The 17,049-nt window shown below is 65.8% G+C and carries 15 protein-coding genes; 1 reads left to right on the top strand and 14 read right to left on the bottom strand.

Translation table 11 applies throughout. The features are described from left to right. Positions 1 to 19: 19 nt before the first annotated feature. The 11 genes from DXK93_RS13070 to DXK93_RS13020 form a co-directional block, all read right to left on the bottom strand. Positions 20 to 595 carry a hypothetical protein gene (locus DXK93_RS13070; RefSeq protein WP_119450254.1) on the bottom strand — a complete coding sequence of 192 codons (576 nt, stop codon included), beginning with the start codon at positions 593 to 595 and terminating at the stop codon, positions 20 to 22. Between the two features lie 112 nt (positions 596 to 707). Further along, positions 708 to 1,688, bottom strand: a complete 981-nt coding sequence (locus DXK93_RS13065) for a tripartite tricarboxylate transporter substrate binding protein (RefSeq protein ID WP_119450253.1) — start codon at positions 1,686 to 1,688, stop codon at positions 708 to 710. Between the two features lie 112 nt (positions 1,689 to 1,800). Further along, positions 1,801 to 2,586 (bottom strand): 2-oxo-tetronate isomerase, encoded by a 786-nt coding sequence (gene otnI, locus DXK93_RS13060; RefSeq protein WP_054457641.1) that lies wholly within the window; start codon positions 2,584 to 2,586, stop codon positions 1,801 to 1,803. Positions 2,587 to 2,655: 69 nt separating this feature from the next. Next, positions 2,656 to 3,609 carry a hydroxymethylglutaryl-CoA lyase gene (locus tag DXK93_RS13055; protein ID WP_054457642.1) on the bottom strand — a complete coding sequence of 318 codons (954 nt, stop codon included), beginning with the start codon at positions 3,607 to 3,609 and terminating at the stop codon, positions 2,656 to 2,658. 11 nt (positions 3,610 to 3,620) lie between these two features. Further along, entirely contained in the window at positions 3,621 to 4,811 is a 1,191-nt protein-coding gene (locus DXK93_RS13050) for a CaiB/BaiF CoA-transferase family protein (protein WP_054457643.1), read from the bottom strand. A 10-nt stretch (positions 4,812 to 4,821) separates the two neighbouring features. Beyond that, positions 4,822 to 5,544 carry an ABC transporter ATP-binding protein gene (locus tag DXK93_RS13045; RefSeq protein ID WP_054457644.1) on the bottom strand — a complete coding sequence of 241 codons (723 nt, stop codon included), beginning with the start codon at positions 5,542 to 5,544 and terminating at the stop codon, positions 4,822 to 4,824. A 9-nt stretch (positions 5,545 to 5,553) separates the two neighbouring features. After that, positions 5,554 to 7,320, bottom strand: coding sequence for an ATP-binding cassette domain-containing protein (locus DXK93_RS13040; RefSeq protein WP_119450252.1), 1,767 nt, complete (start codon positions 7,318 to 7,320; stop codon positions 5,554 to 5,556). Continuing rightward, the gene (locus DXK93_RS13035) at positions 7,317 to 8,231 is read right to left on the bottom strand and encodes a branched-chain amino acid ABC transporter permease (RefSeq protein ID WP_082401234.1); all 915 of its coding nucleotides are present in this window, start codon (positions 8,229 to 8,231) and stop codon (positions 7,317 to 7,319) included. Before DXK93_RS13035 ends, DXK93_RS13040 begins: the two co-directional genes overlap by 4 nt. A 78-nt stretch (positions 8,232 to 8,309) precedes the next feature. After that, positions 8,310 to 9,512 carry an ABC transporter substrate-binding protein gene (locus tag DXK93_RS13030; protein ID WP_054457647.1) on the bottom strand — a complete coding sequence of 401 codons (1,203 nt, stop codon included), beginning with the start codon at positions 9,510 to 9,512 and terminating at the stop codon, positions 8,310 to 8,312. A gap of 43 nt (positions 9,513 to 9,555) precedes the next feature. Further along, complete coding sequence (locus tag DXK93_RS13025) at positions 9,556 to 11,187, bottom strand: GMC family oxidoreductase (protein ID WP_054457648.1); 1,632 nt, start codon at positions 11,185 to 11,187, stop codon at positions 9,556 to 9,558. A gap of 17 nt (positions 11,188 to 11,204) precedes the next feature. Then, positions 11,205 to 12,674 (bottom strand): NAD-dependent succinate-semialdehyde dehydrogenase, encoded by a 1,470-nt coding sequence (locus tag DXK93_RS13020; RefSeq protein WP_119450251.1) that lies wholly within the window; start codon positions 12,672 to 12,674, stop codon positions 11,205 to 11,207. Between the two features lie 191 nt (positions 12,675 to 12,865). Here DXK93_RS13020 and DXK93_RS13015 point away from each other — a divergent pair, with 191 nt between their 5' ends. Further along, on the top strand, positions 12,866 to 13,756 hold the full coding sequence (locus DXK93_RS13015) for a LysR substrate-binding domain-containing protein (RefSeq protein WP_054457650.1): 891 nt from the start codon (positions 12,866 to 12,868) through the stop codon (positions 13,754 to 13,756). A gap of 26 nt (positions 13,757 to 13,782) precedes the next feature. Here DXK93_RS13015 and DXK93_RS13010 read toward each other — a convergent pair whose 3' ends face one another. From DXK93_RS13010 to DXK93_RS13000, 3 genes are all read right to left on the bottom strand, one after another. Continuing rightward, a complete protein-coding gene (locus tag DXK93_RS13010) occupies positions 13,783 to 14,979 on the bottom strand; it encodes an ABC transporter substrate-binding protein (RefSeq protein WP_054457651.1) in 1,197 nt (398 codons plus the stop codon). Between the two features lie 122 nt (positions 14,980 to 15,101). Next, the gene (locus DXK93_RS13005) at positions 15,102 to 16,334 is read right to left on the bottom strand and encodes a dihydrolipoamide acetyltransferase family protein (RefSeq protein WP_119450250.1); all 1,233 of its coding nucleotides are present in this window, start codon (positions 16,332 to 16,334) and stop codon (positions 15,102 to 15,104) included. 12 nt (positions 16,335 to 16,346) lie between these two features. Then, positions 16,347 to 17,048, bottom strand: coding sequence for a GntR family transcriptional regulator (locus DXK93_RS13000; RefSeq protein WP_054457653.1), 702 nt, complete (start codon positions 17,046 to 17,048; stop codon positions 16,347 to 16,349). Position 17,049: the final 1 nt, after the last annotated feature.

The following is a 17,049-nucleotide window of genomic DNA, read 5'->3' as shown; positions in this document are numbered from 1 at the left end:
GCCGCCGCCCGAGGCTGCTTCAGCCGAATCCGATCTCGCGGCGGGGCGGCGCCAGCGGATCGAAGTCTTCCCAGTGGTTGTTGCGCCAGCGGCCGTTGGCGTGTTCCACGTCCGCGCCGCCGGCATCGCGCAGGATGCGGCACGCCAGCATTTCGCGCTGCGGCCGCGTGCGCACGGCAACCATCACGCCGGCCTGCCGGATCTCGGCATGGGAATCAGGATTGAAGTGGCCATGCTGGGTGCTGCCGTGGCCCGTCACCCAAAGCGCGCCGAAGAGCGATCCCAGATAGGCGCCGACCCCGGCCGCGGCCAGGATCAGTGGCGTGGAATCGCTGATCTCGGACATCACGAACCCGCCAAACACCGCGAAACCTGCGCCCACCCCGCCCGCCCCCAGAAAAGCGCCGATATCGGCGCGTCCCGAGTCCGGGTCGGAACGGCGGTCGCCGCCCAAGGGGTAGCGGCCGTGCTCGCCGGCCGGATTGACGTAGAAGGTATGGATGTCCCAGTCTGGAAAACCGCTGGCGGACAGGCGCTCGGCCGCGGCGTTCGCCGCTTCGAAACCCTCGAACCGGGCTGCTACGATCAGAGACATGATGTGCTCCTTGCCCGGGCTGCCGGGCAGGATATACGTGTCTTTATCGTACGCCCGCGGCGCGGGCGCGAACGCGCCGGTTACACCTTGCGGCGGCTGTTACCGTCCGCCGTCAGTTGGCGGAAATGTTCTTGCTCCGGATCACCGCGCCCCAACGCTCGTATTCCTTGCGCGCATAGTCCGCGAAGGCCTGCGGCGTGCTGCCCGTGGGCTCCATGCCCTGCAGCTTCAATTGCTCGGCCACCTCTGGCGAACGCAAGGCCTGCTCGATGGCCTGGCTGAGTTTCTCCACCACCGGCGCCGGCGTGCCCGCGGGCGCCACCACGCCCTGCCAGGCAGCAGCCTCGAATGCCGGGCCGCCCGCCTCGGCGAAGGTCGGCACCTGGGGCAATTGCCCGGAGCGCTGCGCGGCCGGCACCGCGATAGCGCGCAGCTTGCCCGCCTGGATCAGCGGGCGGGCGGCGGCCAGATCGGCCATCATCATCGGCACCACGCCGGACGCCACGTCCTGCAGGGCGGGCGGCGTGCCCTTGTAGGGAATGGCCGTGGCGCGGCCCTGGACGGTATCCAGGAACAGCTCCATGGCCAGGTGATGGGGGCTGCCCACGCCCAGGGACGCATAGCTGCCCGGTTTGTCGCGCTTGAGGTATGCCTTCACGTCGGCCAGCGTATGCATCTGGGTATCGGGCGACACCACCAGCACGATGGGCAGCGACACGAGCGTGGAAACGGGGGTCAGGTCCTTCCCTGGATCGTAGGGCAGCTTCTGATACAGCCAGGGGTTCAGCGCCAGGGTGCTCATCCCCGCCGTCAGCAGGGTGTAGCCGTCAGGCGCGGCGCGGGCGGTTTCCTGGGCGGCGACGATCGTGGCCGCGCCCGGACGGTTTTCCACCACCACCGGCTGGCCCAGCGCGTCGCCCACGTGCTTGGCGACGATGCGGGTGGCGATGTCGCTGCCCCCGCCCGCGCTGAACGGCACCAGCCAGCGGATCGGATGATCGGGAAACCCGTCCGCCGCAGCCTGGCCCGGGACGATTGCAGCCCCTGCCAGCGCCGCCGCCAGCAAGGCGCGATGCAGTATGCCTTTGAACATGTGCGCTCTCCTCGCCTGCCTATTTATTTAACATATTAATGATTTATTATCGGACGCAGGACGCTGGCGCACATCACAGGAAAAACCCGCAGTCCAAGCATCAGGACCGGCGTCAGGTGCGCGCGGCGGCAAGCCAGCGCAAGCCGGCCGACGTGCCGGCGGCCGGCCGGTACTCGCAGCCTATCCAGCCGCCGTATTCCAGTTCGCGCAGCACATTGAACACCCAGCCATAGTCCAGTTCGCCCCGGTCAGGCTCCTGGCGCAGCGGCACGCCGGCGATCTGCAGATGGCCGACCCGCCCCGTGGGCAGGTATTCGCGCAGCTTCATGGTGAGGTCGCCCTCGACGATCTGGCAGTGGTAGAGATCCATCTGCACTTTCAGGTTGGACGCATTGACCGCCTGCACCACGGCATGCGCCTCGTCCTGGCGGTTCAGGAAATAGCCGGGTATGTCGCGGGTGTTGATGGGTTCGATCAACACGGTGACGCCCGCCGAACGCGCCTGGCGCGCGGCCCAGTCCAGGTTCTCGCGATAGCAATCCAGCATGGCCTCGCGCGATGCGCCGGGTTGGACCAGGCCCGCCATCACATGGAGATTCGGGCAGGCCAGCGCGGTAGCGTAGGACAGCGCCTGTTCGATGCCCGCCTGGAATTCCGCCTGCCGTCCCGGTTGCGCGGCCAGTCCGCGATCGCCGCGGGCGGCCACGCCGGGCGGCGCGTTGAAGAGCACCTGCGTCACGCCGGCTGCGTCCATGCGTTCGCGCACGAAGGCGGCCGGAGCCTCGTAGGGAAACATGCATTCCACGCCGGCGTACCCGTCCGCCGCAGCGGCCGCGTAGCGGTCCAGGAACGCGTGTTCCGTGTACATCATCGAAAGATTGGCGGCGAACTTCAACATGGCGGAGGCTCCGGACCGGTCGGCATGCATGGAAATTAGCACAACCGCCCGCCCCGCCATCGCCGCGCGCTAGGCGCCGAAGTCGGGCGCCGGGTGCAGCGTCAGCCGCGGTCCCGCCTTGAGCAGCTGGCTGGGAATGTCGTGCCCCACCAGCGCGGGCAAGGTCGCCGATACGCCAAGTATGGCGTCCAGGTCCACGCCGGTGTCGTAGCCCATCAGTTCCAGCATGTGCACCAGTTCCTCGGTGCAGACGTTGCCGCTGGCCCCCGGCGCGTACGGGCAGCCGCCCAATCCGCCCAGCGATGCGTCGAAGCGGTCGATGCCGGCCTCGATGGCCATCAGCGTATTGGCCAGCGCCATGCCGCGCGTGTTGTGGAAGTGCATGGTGGTGGTCAGTCCCGGGAACAGCTTGCGGACCTCGCGCCCGATTTTGCCGACCTGCGTGGGATAGGCCATGCCGGTGGTGTCGCATAGCGTCACCCCGTCCACCCCCAGCGCCGCGAAGCGTCCCACCAGTTCGAACACCTCGAAAGCATTGATGTCGCCTTCCATCGGGCAGCCGAACACGGTGGACAGCGACACGTTGATGGCGACGCGGCTGCCGCGCACCGCATTGACCACATCGCTCAATTGCTCGAACGACTGCTCCCGCGTCATGCGCAGGTTGGCGCGGTTATGGGTCTCGCTGACCGACATCACCAGGTTGACCTCGTCCACCTTGCACTCCAGCGCCCGCTGCGCGCCGCGCACATTGGGCACCAGCACGGTGTAGACGACGTCCGGATTGCGCTCGATCTCGTGCATCACGATCTCGGCGTCGCGCAAGGCGGGAATGGCCTTGGGCGAGGTAAAGGACGTGGCCTCGATCTTGGCGAATCCGCTGGCGGACAGCCGGTTGATGAAGGCAATCTTGTCCTGGGTTTCGATGAACTGCTTTTCGTTCTGGAAGCCGTCGCGCGGCGCGACTTCCTGGATGTACAGCCGCGGGCGGCTGGCAGTGGTTCCGGGGTTGGTCACATTCATGGCTGCCTTCCTCAGATGATGCCGCGCGCGCGCCAGTCCTGGCGCTGCGCCTCGCCGATGCCCAGCCCGGCCAGCACCTGGTCGGTGTCCTGGCCCAGGGCGGGCGCCGGGCTGCGCACTTCGCCCGGAGTTTCCGACAGCTTGGGCACGATGCCCGGCACCTGCACGGGCGTGCCGTCAGGCAGCGTGCCGTCCAGGATCATGCCGCGCGCCTGGTAGTGCGGGTCGGCCGCGATATCGGCCACGTCATAGATCTTGCCCGCGGGAATCTGGCCGTCATTCAAGCGCTCCAGCACCAGGTCCAGCGGATGCTGGCCGGTCCATTGCGAAATCGCGTCGTCCAGCATGACCACGTGCTTCACGCGCCCGGCGTTGTTCGCCAGTTCCGGCGCATCGGCCAGATCGGGCCGGCCGATCACGCCCATCAGGCGCTTGAAGATGCTGTCGCCATTGCCGGCGATCAGCACGTACTTGTTGTCCTGGCAGCGGTAGGCGTTGCTGGGCGCGATGCCCGGCAGGCTGCTGCCGGCCGGCTGGCGGATCTCGCCGAACACCGAATACTCGGGCAGCAGGCTCTCCATCATGTTGAAGACGGATTCATACAGCGCCACATCGATCATCTGGCCCGTGCCATTCTGGTCGCGCGCGCGCAGCGCCAGCAGGATGCCGATGACGCCGTGCAACGCCGACAGCGAATCGCCGATGGACACGCCCACGCGCACCGGCGTGCGGTCAGGCTCGCCGCTGAGGTGGCGCAGGCCGCCCATGGCCTCGCCGATGGCGCCGAACCCGGGCAGATCGCGGTACGGACCCGTCTGGCCGTAGCCGGACACGCGCAGCATCACCAGCCGCGGGTTGATGGCGCGCAGTTCTTCCCAGCCCAGGCCCCAGCCTTCCATGGTGCCGGGCTTGAAGTTCTCGACCACCACGTCGATGTCCTTGACCAGGGACCGGATCAGGTCTTGCGCCTCGGGCTTGCGCAGGTCCAGGCTGACCGACTTCTTGTTGCGCGACTGCACTTGCCACCAGACGGAAGTGCCGTCGTGGATCAGGCGCCAGTTGCGTAGCGGATCGCCCTTGCCGGGCGGTTCGATCTTGATGACCTCGGCGCCGAATTCGCCCAGCATCTTGGCGGCGAACGGTCCGGCGATCAGCTGGCCCAACTCCAGCACTCGGATCCCGCTCAATGGTTTGGATGACATGATTGCCTCGTCAGCTCTTGTGTTTGCCCAGATAGGCCTCGCGCACGCGCTCGCTGGCCAACAACTCCTGGCCCGTGCCCTCCATCACGATGGAGCCCACTTCCAGGACATATGCGCGGTCGGAGATCGCCAACGCCTGGTTGGCCATCTGTTCGACCAGCAGGATCGTCATGCCGCGCTCTTTCAGCGACTTGATGATCTTGAAGATCTCGGCCACGATCAGCGGCGCCAGTCCGAGCGAGGGCTCGTCCAGCATCAGGATGCGCGGCTTGCTCATCAAGGCGCGGCAGATGGCCAGCATCTGCTGCTCGCCGCCAGAAAGCGTGCCCGCGTATTGCGCGCGCCGCTCCTTCAGACGCGGGAACATCGCAAAGCACTGCTCGATCTCCGCAGCCAGTTCAGCGGGCGATTCCTTGCGCAGGAACGCGCCCAGCATCAGGTTGTCGTAGACGGTCTGGTCGGGGAACACCTGGCGCCCTTCCGGCACGTGGGCGATACCCAGCCCCACCCGCTTGTGCGCACTGATCCCGCCCAGATCCTGCCCGGCGAACGCGATGTCGCCAGTGGATTTTTCGATGCCCGACAGCGCGCGCATCATGGTGCTCTTGCCCGCGCCGTTGCCACCGATGATGGTCACGATCTCGTTCGTGTCCACATGCAGCGACACCTGCTTCAGGGCATTGACGGCGCCATAGCTGACCGCCAGGTTCTTGATGTCCAGTAAACGGCTCATTGCGGTCTCCTATGCCGGCGCGCCCAGGTAGGCTTCGATGACTTTCGGATTCTCCTGGATGTGGTTCGGCAGGCCCGAAGCGATCTTCACGCCGTAGTCCAGCACCACGATATGGTCGGAAATGGCCATGACCAGATCCATGTGGTGCTCGATCAGCAGGATGGTCAGGCCCATGTTCTTGAGCTTCACGATCAGGTCCGTAAGCTGGTCGGTTTCCGCTGGATTCAGGCCTGCGGCAGGCTCGTCCAGCAACAGGAGGTCCGGCATGGCCGCCACCGCGCGGGCGATTTCCAGGCGGCGCTGCAGGCCGTAAGGCAGGCTGTTGGCGGCATCGTCCGCGTAGCGATCCAGCTCGAAAAACCGGAGAATGGCGTAGGCTTGGCGGCGGATGCGCCGCTCTTCGGCCAGGCTGCCGGGCAAGCCCAGCAGGTTGGAGAAGAAGCTGGACTTCTGCACCCGGTAGAAGCCCACCATCACGTTCTCCAGCGCGCTCAGCCCGTCGAACAGCTTCAGGTTCTGGAACGTGCGGCCGATGCCGGACGCAGCGATCTCATTGGGCGACAAGCCGACCATCTGGCGGTTCTTGAAGCGGATGCTGCCGGCGTCCGGCACCACCAGGCCCGACAGCAGGTTCAGGGTGGTGGTCTTGCCGGCGCCATTGGGGCCGATCAGCGACACGACGGAACCGCGCTCCAGCGAGAACGACACCTTGTTGGTAGGCACCACGCCGCCGAAGGCTTTGTACAGGTCCTTCACTTCCAGGAAGCCGGACGCCGCGCCGCCGCGGTCGGCAGGAGGCGCCGGCGTCCAGTCGGCGGCGCCCGCCTCGGCAGCCAGCGCCTCGCGCTGGCCGCGCTTGGGCAGCACCTTGGCCAGCAGGCCCGCCAGCCCTTCCGGCATGGCGTACAGCGCGAACAGCAGGATCAGACCATAGGCGAAATGCTGCACTTCCGGCCAGCGCGCCAGCATGGCGTCGATCACCGTCAGCACCACCGCGCCCAGGAAAGAGCCCCCCGGCGTGCGGCCGCCGAACAGCACCAGCACCAGGAAGAACACCGACAGGTTGAAATTGACGAAGTCCGAATTGATGTACTGGTTCTGCTGCGCCACCAGGCCGCCCGCGATGCCGCAGGTGATGGCGCTGATGGCGAAGGCCAGGATCTTGAAGCGGTAAACGCTGATGCCCACGCTCTCCGCCGCAATCTCGGACGTGCGCACCGCGGCGAAGCCGCGGCCGAAACGGCCGTTCAACAGCAGCGAGGTCATGGCGTGCAGCGCCAGGCCCAACACCACGACCACCACCACCCACTGGCGGCTGTCCAGAGTGGCGCCGCCGAAGGTCAGGCCGGTGATGCCGTAGAAGCCTTCCTGCCCCTTGAACACGTCGGTCCATTCGGACACGATCTTTTCGATCAGAAGGCCAAAGGCGATGGTCACCATCGCCAGGCTCGGCCCCTTGACCTTCAGCGCCGGAATGGCGATCACCACGCCGAAGACCGCTGAAACAACCGCGGCGCAGCCCAGCGCCAGCCAGGGATCGACCTGGTAGTTCACGGTCAGGAGCGCCACCGTGTAGGCGCCGACGCCGAACAGGCCGGCATGGCCCAGCGACTTCTGCCCGGTCTGGCCGACCAGGATGTTGAAGCCGGTGGCAGCGATGTAATAGACCCCGATGTTGAACAGGATCAGCAGATAGAAGTCATTCAGGCCCGAATAGGCGTAGCCGATGGCAAGCGCCGCGATGACCAGCGGAACGAGGATTTTGGAGAGCTTCATACTTTCTCCGCATGCACGCGACCGAGGATGCCGGCCGGGCGGAAATACAGCACCACGATGATCAGCGCGAACACCGCGATCTCGCGCAGGTTCGAATACCAGAGGCCGATCAGCGATTCCAGCAGCCCGATCAGAAAGCCGCCAAAAATGCAGCCGCGCGGATTCTCCAGCCCGCCCAGGATTGCGGCCGAAAAGGCCTTGAGCGACAGCAGCGTGCCCACGAACACCGAGGCGGTGGCAATCGGCGCGACCATGACGCCGGCGATCGCGGCCAGCGCCGAACTGATCGCGAACACGGCAATCGCCACCGCGTTGGCATTGATGCCCATCAGGCTGGCGGCGGTCTTGCTGAACGCGACCGCGCGCACCGCCTTGCCCATCTTGGTCTTGTGCAAGGCCCAGTCGAACACGATCATCAGCGCCAGCGTGGTGCCGAACACCAGGATTTCCTGCGGCCGCACGCCGGTACCCAGGACCGTGATGATGCCCTCGCCCAGCGGCGACGCCACCGCGATGGGCGCCGGGCCCCAGACCAGCAGCGCCAGGTTCTGGATGATGATGCCAAAGCCGATGGTGCTCATCACCCAGGACAGCCCCGCCTCGCCCACGAAGTGGCGGATGGCGGTGATGTAGAGCACGTAGCCCAGCAGGCTCAGGACCAGCATGGCGGCCAGCAGGGCGAACAGGAACGTGCCCCAGGTTACGTCCTCCGGATTCGGAAAACCGATCAGCTTGCCCTGGCTGACCAGCAGGATGGCGCTAATGCCGATCAGGCCGGCCAGCGCCAGGAATGCGCCCTGTCCGAAGTTGAAGGTCTTGGTCGTGGTGTACGTGATGCTGAACCCGAACGCGACCAGGGCATAGACGCTGCCCATGGCCAGCCCGCTCAAGATGGCTTGTAGTATTTGCATGCTGGATGCCCCCCTATTGACGACTCCCCGGCGCGCCTCCGCGCACCGGGGAGAGATCTTTCTCGTTGCCGCGCCTTCTTACAGCTTCAGGTCTTCCGGCTTGATGGCGCGGGTGTATTCGTCATCCACCGACACCACCTTGCCGTCGATCCAGCGCACCAGGCGGAAGTCCTTCACCGACAGGGCTTCGTGGCTTTCCGCTGTGAACGGCTTCTCGTAGGTCTTGATGACGCCCTTGGCCTGCGCCAGGTTCTGCAGCGCGGCTTGCACGGCTTCGCCTTCGGTCGACTTGGCCTGCTCCATGGCGGCGGCGATGAGCTTGACCGAGTCATAGGCCTGCGCGGCCATGACGTAGGTCGGCACGCGGCCGTCGCGCTTCATCAGCGTGTCATACAGCGCCTTGGACTCGGGCGAGGAGTCTTCGGTGATCGACGCCGTGAAGATCATCTTGCTGGCCAGCTCGGGACCCGCGATGCGCAGGAACGGCGAGCTCAGGTTGGCCCAGGAAGCCAGCGTGGTCGGGAAGTAGCTGATCTTCTCGAGGCTGCGCATGACGTGCGCGTTGGAATCCGCCAGCGCGTAGACGATCAGCGTGTCGGCGCCCGAACTCTTGATCTTGTTCAGCTGCGACGACATGTCCGTGTCCTTGGGACCGAACTTCTCGTTGGCCACGGGCGTGATCTTGTGCAGCGCCAGGATCTCGACCGCGTCCTTGGCGCCTTGCTGGCCGTAGCCGGTGGTGTCGGCGATGATGGCGACCTTGCCGTTCTTGCTGGCGCGGGCGGCGTAGGCCGCCAGCAGCGCGATCTGGTCGCGGTCGCGCATGGACACGCGGAACACGTAGTTGGCGGGCGACTTGGCGTAGCGGCCGGTAATGTCGGTGGCGGTAGCCACGGGCGAGATCGTCGGAATCTTCTTCTGCTGCACCAGGTGCAGCCAGGCCAGCATGTTGCCGGAGTTGACTCCGCCCAGCATGGCGTTGACCTTGACGTTGTCGACCAGTTCGTTGGTGTTCTGGATGGCCTTGGGCGGCGCGCCAACATCATCGCGCTCGACGATGACGACCTTCTTGCCCAGCACGCCGCCAGCCGCGTTCAGCTCATCGGCCGCCTGGCGCGCGCCGGCCAGCGCGGAAATGCCGAAGTCCGCCGAGCCGGTGGCAGACATGTCGCTGTTGAAGCCGATCTTGATGTCGTCGGCCAGCGCGGCGCCGCTGGCGCCCGCCAGCGCCGCCGCCAGCAGCAGGGACTTCATGGTCTTGGGGAAATGCTTGAAGTACATCTTGTCTCCTTCTGGATCACTCTGGTGACCGCTGATTGGCAATTCAGGATTGTTTGATGAGGTCGGCGGCCTTGTTGCCGATCATCATGGTGGCCGCGCAGATGTTGGCCGATGGCATGGCCGGCATCACCGAGGAATCGATGACGCGCAGATTGCCCACGCCGTGCACCCGCAACTGCGGGTCGACCACTGCGTACTTGTCATCGGCCTGGCCCATGCGGGCAGTGCCGTTGACGTGATACGACGACACGCCATAGCGGCGCGCGAAGTCCAGCAATTCGGAATCGGATTCGCACAGCGGACCGGGCAGCACTTCGCTGTCGAAATACTGCGAAAGCGCCTGCGAACGCAGCAGCTGACGCGCCAATCGGATGCCGCGTACCAGCGTCATCTGGTCGCGCTCGTTTTCGAGGTAGTTGGCCAGGATCACGGGGTCCTGCAGCGGGTCCGCCGAACGGATGCGCACCTGGCCGCGGCTCTCGGGCCGGTGCTGCCAGACGCCCGCGGTCATGCCGGGGAAGTCATCCAGCATGCCCACATAGCCTTCCTTGTAGCTGGCGGGCGTGAACACGCCCTGCAGGTCAGGCAAGGCGAGGTCAGGCGTGGACTTCCAGAAGTAATGCAGCAGCGACGGGCTCAGCGCCATGATGCTGGGACGCTTCATCATCCAGCGGCTGATCTGGCCGGCCAGGCTCAGGCCCTTGACCAGCTGGTTCATGGTCTGGCTGTTCTTCACGCGCGCCACGACCCGCACCGAATAGTGGTCGCTCAGGTTTTCCCCCACGCCCGGCAGGTCGCACACCACGTCGATGTTGTGCTGGCGCAGCAGGTCCGCCGGTCCCAGGCCCGACAGCTGCAGCAGCTTGGGCGTGTTGATCGCGCCGCAGGACACGATCACTTCGCGGCGCGCGCGCACCGCGCGGACCTGCGAAGGGTGGGCCGGGTGGCAATAGGCCACGCCAGCAGCCTTGCCGCCATCGAACAGGATGCGGGTTGCCTGCGCGTAGGTACGCACTTCCAGGTTCTTGCGGCCCATGGCGGGCTTGAGGAAGCACTTGGCCGTGCTCATGCGCCAGCCGCGGTCGATGGTGCGCTGGAAGTAGCCCACGCCGGCCTGATCCGCGCCGTTGTAGTCGGGGTTGCGCGGGATGCCCTGTTCCACCGCGCCGGCGATGAAGGCCTCGCACAGCGGGTGGATCCAGTCTATGTCCGTGACCGGCAGTTCGCCCTTGCGGCCGCGGTAGCGGTCGTCGCCGCCCACGCGTCGCTCCATGGACTTGAAGTACGGCAGCACCTCGTCATAGGACCAGCCGGTATTGCCCAGCGCGGCCCAGTGGTCGAAGTCGGCCGCCTGGCCGCGGTTGTAGACCAGGCCGTTGATGGAAGTAGACCCGCCCAAGGTTCGGCCCTGCGGAATCGGCACGCGCCGTCCGTTGGTCTGCGCCGTGCCTTCGCTGGAGAACTGCCAGGCGTACTTCTTGTTGAAGACCGCCTTGATGAAGCCGGCGGGTATGTGCAGGTAGGGACTGCGGTCCGGCGGGCCGGCCTCCAGCACGCAGACCGTCGAGCCGTCCGCGCTCAGGCGGTTGGCCAGGATGGAGCCGGCCGCGCCGGATCCCACGATCACATAGTCGAACTGATCCGCGTCGCGGAGGGAAGGCTGTGCTTGGCTCATGTCTGGATCCGCGGGCGTCAGGGAATCGCGTTGAACGACTTGCCGGCAAGGCAGACGTACTTGATTTCCAGGAACTCTTCGATGCCGTACTTGGAACCCTCGCGGCCCACGCCCGACTCCTTGATGCCGCCGAAGGGGCCGACCTCATTGGACACGGCGCCGGTGTTCACGCCGACAATGCCGTATTCCAGCCCTTCCATCATGCGCCAGACCCGCTCCAGGTTGGCGGTGTAGAAATAGGCGGCCAGGCCCGAGGCGCTATCGTTGGCGCGCGCCAGCACGGCGGCTTCGGATTCGAAGGTACTGATGCCCACCACCGGGCCGAAGATCTCTTCGTGCGCCAGTTCCATGGCATCCGTGATGCCGGCCAGCAGGGTCGGCTCATACAGCAGCGTGCCCGGCTCGCGCAGCTTGCCGCCCGCCAGGAGGCGCGCGCCGCACGCCGTGGCGTCGTCCACCAGGCGGGCCACCTTGTCCACCGCGCGCTGGTCGATCAGCGGTCCTTGCGTAACGCCTTCTTCCAGCCCGCCGCCCACCTTCATGCGGCGCATTTCCGCCAGCAGCTTGTCGTTGAAGGCGTCTGCGACGCTGGCATGGACGTAGACGCGGTTGGCGCATACGCAGGTCTGGCCGGCGTTGCGGAACTTGGACTGCACCAGGCCTTGCACGGCCTCGTCCAGATCGGCGTCCTCGAACACGATGAAGGGCGCGTTGCCGCCCAGTTCCAGCGACAGCTTCTTGATGTTGGAAGCGCTTTGCTGCATCAGCAGCCGGCCCGTCTGGGTGGAACCGGTGAAGGTCAGCTTGCGCACCGTGGGGTTCTGCGTCAGCTCCGTGCCGATGGGCGCGGGGTCGCCGATGACCACGTTGAGCACGCCGGGCGGGATGCCGGCCTGCTCGCCCAGCCAGGCCAGCGCCAGCGCAGTGAACGGCGTCAGCTCGGACGGCTTGAGCACCACCGTGCAACCGGCGGCCAGCGCCGGACTGACCTTGCGCGTGACCAGGGCCGAGGGAAAGTTCCAGGCGATGATCGCCGCGCACACGCCCACGGGTTGCCGGATGGCCAGCATGCGTTGGTCGCCGCGGGTATGGGGCAGCACGTCGCCATACACGCGCTTGGCCTCTTCCGCGAACCATTCGACGAAGGACAAGGCGTAATTCAGCTCGCCGCGGGCTTCGGCCAGCGGCTTGCCCTGCTCCAGCGTCAGCAGCAGCGCCAGGTCGTCGGCGTGCGCCTCGATCAGGGCATGCCATTTCCGCAGGATGGCGCCGCGCTCCTTGCCCGTCCTGGCCCGCCAGGCCGGCAGGGCGTCATCGGCGGCCGCGATGGCGCGGGCCGTCTCGGCCTGGCCCAGATTAGGCACCGCACCCAGCACGCTGGCGTCAAAGGGATTGCGCACCGTAATGGTGGCGCCATTGTCGGCGTCGCACCAGGCGCCGCCGATGTAGGCCTGCTGCCGCAGCAGCTGGCTATTCTGCAGATTCATTTGTCTCGCGCTCCATCCATCATGCTCCGCACGGTCCGCGCTGGGGGCCGGGCGAAATTTTTTGGGGAGAATAGCCCTGGCGCCCGCCTGCGCAACAGCAGTCATTAGCGATGCCGCCATCACCATCCGCGATGACAAGCCTGCCCATGGCTACAATGGAACTTCTCGTCCGCTTTCCCGCCCGTCCCGCCATGCGTCTCGATCCCACCTCCCTCAAGCTCTTCATCAGCGTGGTCGAGCAAGGCACCATCGCCGCAGCGGCCGAACACGAGCACATCGCCGCGGCCGCCATCAGCAAGCGGATCAGCGAGCTGGAAGAGAACCTCAAGATCCGGCTGCTCATCCGCACCAACAAGGGCATCCGTCCCACGCCGGCCGGCGTCGCGCTGTCCACCATGGCGCGGCGCGCCCTGCACGAACTGGATGAAATCTCGGTCCACATGCGCGACTACTCGCGCGGCCTGCGGGGCTTCATCCGGGTGCACGCCAATATTTCCGCGATCACCCAGTTCCTGCCCCAGGACATCAAGCTCTTCCTGAACGACTACCCCAACGTGCAGGTCGACCTGGAAGAGAAAATCACCTCGACCATCATCAAGTCGGTCGCCGAAAACGCAGCCGACGTAGGCATCTTTTCCGGCACCGCGCCAGACCACGACGTGGAAATCCACCCCTACCGCGAGGACACGCTGGCGCTGGTGGTGCCCGCCGACCATCCCCTGCGGGACAGGCCGGGCTTTCGCTTCGCCGACGCGCTGGAACACGATTTCGTCGGCTTGCACCGCGGCAGCGCCATCAACCGCATCCTGTCCAACGCCGCCAGCGATGAAAAGCGCAACATCCAGCTCAAGGTGCAGGTCACCGGCTTCGACGCGCTGTGCTTCATGGTGAATTCGGGGCTGGGCATAGGCGTGCTGCCGCTGGACATCGCGCGCCGCTACTCGGCCATGTTCGACATCCGCATCATTCCCCTGACCGAACCCTGGGCGCGGCGCCAGATCCAGATCTGCGTGCGCTCCTTCGACGCCCTGCCCACGGCTGCCAAGCTCTTCGTGAACCACCTGAGCAAGCGCCAGCCCTGAACCCGGGCCGGCGCCTGCCTGCCACCCTACTGCTTGAGTTCGTCCGGCTTGATGCTGCGGCTGACTTCGTCGTCGACCGTGACCACCTTGCCATCGATCCAGCGCACCAGACGAAAATCGCGGTACGACAGCGCTTCGTGGTTTTCCTTGGTGAAGGCCGGCGCGTAGGTCTTGATCACGCCGTCTACCTTACCCAGCTTGTCCAGCGCCTGCTGCACCTTCTCGCCGTCGGTGGAATTGGCCTGCGTCATCGCCGCCGCCAGGATCTTGACCGAGTCATAAGCGTGCGCCGCGAACACATATGTCGGCAGCTTGCCGTCCTTCTTGATGATGGCGTCGTAGAGCGCGCGCGATTGCGGCGTGGAATCCTCGGTGATGGAGGCGGTGAAGATCATCTTCTTGGCCAGCTCCGGCCCCGCGATACGCAAGAACGGCGGACTGAGGTTGGCCCAGGAGCCGAGCGTGACCGGGAAGTAATTGATCTTTTCCTGGCTGCGCATCAGGTGGCCGTTGGCGTCAGCCAGCGCATACACGATGACCGTGTCCGCGCCCGCGGCCTTGATCTTGTTCAGCTGCGACGACATGTCCGTGTCCTTGGGACCGAACTTCTCGTTGGCCACGGGCGTGATGCCGTACAGGCTCAGCACATGCGCCGCATCCTTGGCGCCCTGCTGCCCGTACCCGGTGGTGTCGGCGATGATGGCGATCTTCTTGTTCTTGGTGGCCTTGGCGGCGTAGGCCGCCAGGAGCGTGATCTGGTCCAGGTCGCGCATGGACACGCGGAAGACGTAGTTGGCCGGCTCCTTGCCATAGCGGTTGGTGATCTCCGTGGCCGTGGCCGACGGCGAAATCGTCGGCACCTTCTTCTGCTGCACGATGTGCAGCCAGGCCAGCATATTGCCGGAGTTCACCCCACCCAGCATTGCCACGACCTTCTCGTTGTCCACGAGTTCGTTGGTGTTCTGGATCGACTTGGGCGGCGAACCCACGTCGTCGCGCGGCACGATGACCAGCTTGCGGCCCAGCACCCCGCCCGCCGCATTGATCTCCTCGGCGGCCTGCCGCGCCCCGGAGAGGGCCGACACGCCGAAGTCGGCGGAGCCGCTGGCGGACATATCGCTGTTGTAGCCAATCTTGATGTCGGCCTGCGCCCAGGCGCCCGGCGCCAGGGCCACGAAGGCCGCCGCGCAGGCAATGCGGATTAGCTGCTTCTGCTTACTCATTACTTTGTCTCCTGACTAGATGTAATGCTGCTTCGACTTGCTTCCGCCATCGGTCTGTGCGCCGTTCGCGGTCCACCCTGCGCGCTGATGCCGTGGAAATCGTCCAGGTCCCGCCCAGGACGCTAGAGAATCAATTCGATCGGATTCTCCAGCAATTGCTTTACCGCCCCCAGGAAGCGCGCGCCCAGCGCGCCGTCCACCACGCGGTGATCCGCCGACAACGTAAGGCTCATGACGTGGCCCACGCGGATGTCGTCGCCGTCGACCACCGGCTGCCTGACCACGGCGCCCGCGGCCAGGATGACGCTTTGGGGAGGATTGATGATGGCGGCAAACTCGCGCACGCCATGCATGCCCAGATTCGACAGCGTGAGGCTGCCGCCTTCGTATTGTTCGGGTCGCAAACGGCCACGGCGCGCCTGTTCCGCCAACTGCGCGATCTCGGTGGAGAGCTCGCGCAGGGATTTCCGGTTCGCGTTGCGCACGATGGGCGTGATAAGTCCGGACTCCAGCGCCACGGCGATGCTCAGGTCCACCTGGCCCAGCTGCACGATGCCTTCGTCCGTCCATTGCGCATTGATGCCCGGGACTTGGCCGGCCGCCCGTGCCACCGCCATCGACAGCAGGTCGTTAAGGGAATGGCGCATGGGCTCACGCGCAGACTCGCTGCGCTCATTCAATGCGGCACGGGCGGCCAGCAGCGCGTCCATGCGGCAATCCACCGTCAGGTAAAAGTGCGGCACCTGCTGCTTGGACTGCACCAGGCGGCGCGCGATGGTGGCGCGCATGGAACTGTGCGGCTGCAAGCCGGCGCTGGAGACCGGCGCGGCGGGGGTAGCCCCGGATTGCGCGGATGCCGCGGCGGCATTCTCGATGTCGATCCGCACGATGCGGCCGTTCGGGCCGCTGCCGGAAAGCGTGTGCAGGTCCACGCCCAGCGCGCGCGCCAGGCGTCGCGCGGATGGGCTGGCGAACAGGCGCTGCTCCGCCAGGCCCGAACGATCCCCGGATGGCAGGTCGGCCGCAAGGGCAGGACGCGTGACGGCCTGGGGAGCCGCTGCTGGCGGGTTCGCGATTGCCGGTGGCGGACTGGCGGCCGGCTGCATCGCACCGCCCCGGCGCAGCAGCGTCGCGATGACGCCGCCTACCGGTACCTCGGCATCGCCCGCGGGCACATGGATGCGGTCCAGCACCCCATCGTCCAGGGCTTCCAGTTCTATGACGGCCTTGTCGGTCTCGATCTCGGCCAGGATATCGCCCACCTTGACCGTGTCGCCGGACTGCTTCAGCCACTGCAGTATCTTGCCCTGCGTCGTGCCCGCGCCTATGGCGGGCATCACGACCTCGATATCCATGTCTTACTCGCTCTATGTGTTGGCCAGATTGCCTGTCTTCTCGATGTACAGGGCTGCGTCCGATATGTCCGCCACGATGGCCGCGCGCGCAGCTTCGCCGTCGCGGCGCTTCAAGGCGTCCAACAAGGCGGCGTGGTGGCTGAAGGATTCCCAGCTTTCGGACTTGCGGTCCTTGCTGCCCATGCTGAGTGAAAACAGCGGCGCGATCTGCAGCCAGATGTTCTCTATCATCGTGACCAACAGAGGCATTCCGGCCGCCTCATACAGCGTGAAATGCAGATTGCGGTTGGCCTCGATGGTCTTCAAGGTATCGATCTTGCGTTGATGCCCAAGTTTGTCGAACTCGTCGGCGTAGCGCTGTATGCGCGCCACGGTCGCATCCGTCATGATCTGGGCCGCCTCGGCCGCCGCGAAGCCTTCCATGCAGCAGCGGATGCGCACGATCTCGCGGAACTTGGTCAGGCCGGGCTTGGGCACGCGCAGGCCACGGCTGGGCAACATTTCCAACGCCCCTTCGGCGACAAGTTTGTTGACCGCTTCGCGTACCGGCATGGGACTGGTGTTAAGCACCGAGGCCAGCCCGCGCAAGGTGACTTTCTCTCCCGGCGGCACGGCGCCGCTCATCAGGAGTTCACGGGTCCGTTGATAGATCTGATCCGCGACGGTGACGCGTTCCTGCTTTTCGAGCAGGCCTTCCAGTGTGCTGTTGTCCATG

Source organism: Achromobacter sp. K91 (genome assembly GCF_003576205.1).
Lineage (GTDB): Bacteria > Pseudomonadota > Gammaproteobacteria > Burkholderiales > Burkholderiaceae_B > Achromobacter > Achromobacter aegrifaciens.
This window is presented reverse-complemented; position numbering and strand designations above follow the sequence as displayed.

Coding starts and splice junctions, on each gene's coding strand:
- DXK93_RS13070 (WP_119450254.1), bottom strand. CDS start 595: ATGTCTCTGATCGTAGCAGCCCGGTTCGAGGGTTTCGAAGCGGCGAAC.
- DXK93_RS13065 (WP_119450253.1), bottom strand. CDS start 1,688: ATGTTCAAAGGCATACTGCATCGCGCCTTGCTGGCGGCGGCGCTGGCA.
- otnI (WP_054457641.1), bottom strand. CDS start 2,586: ATGTTGAAGTTCGCCGCCAATCTTTCGATGATGTACACGGAACACGCG.
- DXK93_RS13055 (WP_054457642.1), bottom strand. CDS start 3,609: ATGAATGTGACCAACCCCGGAACCACTGCCAGCCGCCCGCGGCTGTAC.
- DXK93_RS13050 (WP_054457643.1), bottom strand. CDS start 4,811: ATGTCATCCAAACCATTGAGCGGGATCCGAGTGCTGGAGTTGGGCCAG.
- DXK93_RS13045 (WP_054457644.1), bottom strand. CDS start 5,544: ATGAGCCGTTTACTGGACATCAAGAACCTGGCGGTCAGCTATGGCGCC.
- DXK93_RS13040 (WP_119450252.1), bottom strand. CDS start 7,320: ATGAAGCTCTCCAAAATCCTCGTTCCGCTGGTCATCGCGGCGCTTGCC.
- DXK93_RS13035 (WP_082401234.1), bottom strand. CDS start 8,231: ATGCAAATACTACAAGCCATCTTGAGCGGGCTGGCCATGGGCAGCGTC.
- DXK93_RS13030 (WP_054457647.1), bottom strand. CDS start 9,512: ATGTACTTCAAGCATTTCCCCAAGACCATGAAGTCCCTGCTGCTGGCG.
- DXK93_RS13025 (WP_054457648.1), bottom strand. CDS start 11,187: ATGAGCCAAGCACAGCCTTCCCTCCGCGACGCGGATCAGTTCGACTAT.
- DXK93_RS13020 (WP_119450251.1), bottom strand. CDS start 12,674: ATGAATCTGCAGAATAGCCAGCTGCTGCGGCAGCAGGCCTACATCGGC.
- DXK93_RS13015 (WP_054457650.1), top strand. CDS start 12,866: ATGCGTCTCGATCCCACCTCCCTCAAGCTCTTCATCAGCGTGGTCGAG.
- DXK93_RS13010 (WP_054457651.1), bottom strand. CDS start 14,979: ATGAGTAAGCAGAAGCAGCTAATCCGCATTGCCTGCGCGGCGGCCTTC.
- DXK93_RS13005 (WP_119450250.1), bottom strand. CDS start 16,334: ATGGATATCGAGGTCGTGATGCCCGCCATAGGCGCGGGCACGACGCAG.
- DXK93_RS13000 (WP_054457653.1), bottom strand. CDS start 17,048: ATGGACAACAGCACACTGGAAGGCCTGCTCGAAAAGCAGGAACGCGTC.